Source organism: Actinomyces sp. ICM47 (assembly GCF_000278725.1).
Lineage (GTDB): Bacteria > Actinomycetota > Actinomycetes > Actinomycetales > Actinomycetaceae > Pauljensenia.
This window is the reverse complement of the sequence record NZ_ALCA01000117.1, coordinates 1-2,513: the sequence shown is the minus strand read 5'-3', so window position 1 is coordinate 2,513 and position 2,513 is coordinate 1. Positions and strand designations below refer to the sequence as shown.

Annotated in this window: 1 protein-coding gene and 1 pseudogene; one reads left to right on the top strand and one right to left on the bottom strand. The window is 47.8% G+C overall.

The annotated features are described in order from the left end of the window. Positions 1–582: 582 nt before the first annotated feature. Positions 583–1,923, top strand: coding sequence for a hypothetical protein (locus tag HMPREF1136_RS10950; RefSeq protein WP_009648924.1), 1,341 nt, complete (start codon positions 583–585; stop codon positions 1,921–1,923). A gap of 179 nt (positions 1,924–2,102) precedes the next feature. Here HMPREF1136_RS10950 and HMPREF1136_RS10735 read toward each other — a convergent pair. After that, positions 2,103–2,513 (bottom strand): annotated as a pseudogene (locus HMPREF1136_RS10735) (ISL3 family transposase); the annotation flags it as partial.

Below are 2,513 nucleotides of genomic sequence, written 5' to 3'. Positions count from 1 at the left end.
TCGAAATGGACAAGAACGCGGTTAACAACCGTCATGTCGACGCTACGAAGCAACAGGACACACAGCGTAATTCACTTTCGGCGAGGATCTTGCTACCCACCTGACGGTAAGGGAAACGTCTGGAAAAGCGTTCAAAACGGGACGGAACAACCATTGTAGATCTGGTCTGATGTATTGAGCGACTACGAGCAGCACACGTAATGTGGGCAAGTCAATAGGCTATTCCGATGAGGTCACACCCCTCAACAGAACACGACCCTTGAACCCGAACCGGGTCTACACTAGCCACGCAAATCAGAGAAAGCGTGATACGACGCCCTCACCGTAACCACCAACGTTAGAAGCCAAACAAGCTAAACCTCCGACAGATACCTACTCCACACAAACATCACGTACCGAAAACATGCACGATCATCACTACTAAACCAGCTTGTCACAAACATCACAATCTAAGTCTTGCAACGGCAGCCTCACATTACGCTGACAAACTCATGATAAATTAGCGAACGTGCCATCGATCACAGCATAGTGTTGATAATGACATGTCTCACCGCCACATATACACAAGCGAGGTTGCAAGTAATGGCTTTAAAAGACCTTGAACAGATACAGCATGACATTGATAATAAACACATCCGTCCACTTATAGCCGAAGTAATAAAGTGTTATGAGGCCGGCGCTTACCGAGCTGCGATTGTATCACTTTGGACCGCCGTCGTAACTGACCTCACAGGAAAGATACGCACCTTAGCAGAAGCCGGTGACGGAGAAGCAAAAAGTATTATTGAAAACCTCGACAGAGCTCTGAATAATCAGACCGTCGCTAAGGTTCAGGAATACGAGAGAAACATTCTCAAAACCGCAAGTAAGTCTCTACAAATCCTCTTACCAAGGGAAATAGTTGAGCTCGAGCGCCTGAACGAAGACCGAAACCTCTGCGCACACCCTGGATTTATAAATGAAAGCGACCTCTTCGTTCCAGACGCAGAAGCAGTTCGGGCTCACTTAGTAACAGCAAGTCGCGCCGTATTTTCACAGCGACCACTTGCCGGTAAGCGCCTATTATCCATGCTCGAAGAAGAGATGAACAGAGAGTCATGGCCAAATGACGGTGATTATTTTCTTGAAAGGTTCTTTCATCAAGCACGTAAGAGTGCAAGAAGAAATATGATTATATTACTAATCAAGCAGAGCATTCGCCCACCTGAAGGAAATAAACAGATCGCAAGGCGAGCACTCGGTCCAGCATTGGCAATAATTAAGGAGGCTCCATTAGAATTTGAAAATAACCTATCTTCGACTCTTAAAGCTTGGGAAGAATCGGGAATACTGAAAGATCCTCAACTCATTCGCGCAAGTGGAGCATACGGTGGAACTCCCGCATTCTGGAGAGCATTGCCTGAGACGGCAAAATCAAGATTATTGAAACTACTCGATCACTGCAAATCAGAAACACTAGTAAATGAGGGGTTCTTTGTCTGCGAAACAATGGTCAACAATGAAGTGAATGAGATTCGCAATATTGCATTGTCTGAACTGACGACTGAGCAGCTAGACATTGCCCTTAAAGATACAATTAGTCACAAGATGTTTATACCGACCATAATAGACCACGTGAAACGTTCGTCAACGTTTCGCACAGCAGAGAATAATCTTAGCAGACTTGAACAATGTAGCGAGTTACTCTCACCAGATAACGTCGCAAATCTTCGCAATGCCATTCAGGAAAATAAGTGGAATCAGGTTCGAAGAGCTGGTCGCAGTGAAGCAATTCTATGCAGTATATTTAATGGGAATGCCACAAACAAAGAAACTCGCACAGAGTGGCGCACACTTGCTGAGTGGCTACATTCCGAAGGCAAACGTGACGAAGACGACGACTATCTTTACAACGATTTTCTAGAACTAGTGACAGACAGCTAGATCCCTCTGGTCACTAACAGAAAGTCATTCTGAGGAACGTATTTTAGAGTACTATACCTCTTTACTTCACCAACAAGTACCCAACTACGAAGCAGGAACCTCTTTAATGCATAAGGAAAAGCGCTCTCACCGCGAGACACGTCTTCAGATAATCAACGAGTGAGCAGATAAGGGGCTCTTCAGAGTTGGGTGTGGGTGGAGGCGTCTAGGCCTCCTGCTATGAGGAGCATTCGGAGTTGGTAGTTGGTGGGGTTGGGGTAGCCTCTGGCGGTGCGTCTGCCTAGTTCGATGATTCCGTTGATGGCTTCGGTGTGGTGCGTTGCTGGCTCCGCCGGTGTCGAAGTAGGCGTCGAGTGCGTCCTTCCATTTGCGTAGGGTCCGACCCAGTCGGGCGATTTCGGGGATGGGACACGTTGGTAGGCTCTCGATGAGGTGTGCGGCCAGGCGTTGGCCTTGGGCGGGTGTGTCTTGGTGGAAGACCTCGCGCACTTGCTGGGTGAGCAGGTAAGCGACTTCGACGCTGATATGCGCCTCATCTGCCGTGAAGGCCTCTCGGAGTCGTTCTTGTTGACGTGGGGTGAGCTTGTGGC

What these genes read in the sequence shown, in the direction of transcription:
- HMPREF1136_RS10950 (WP_009648924.1), top strand. Translation starts at nt 583, where the DNA reads ATGGCTTTAAAAGACCTTGAACAGATACAGCATGACATTGATAATAAA.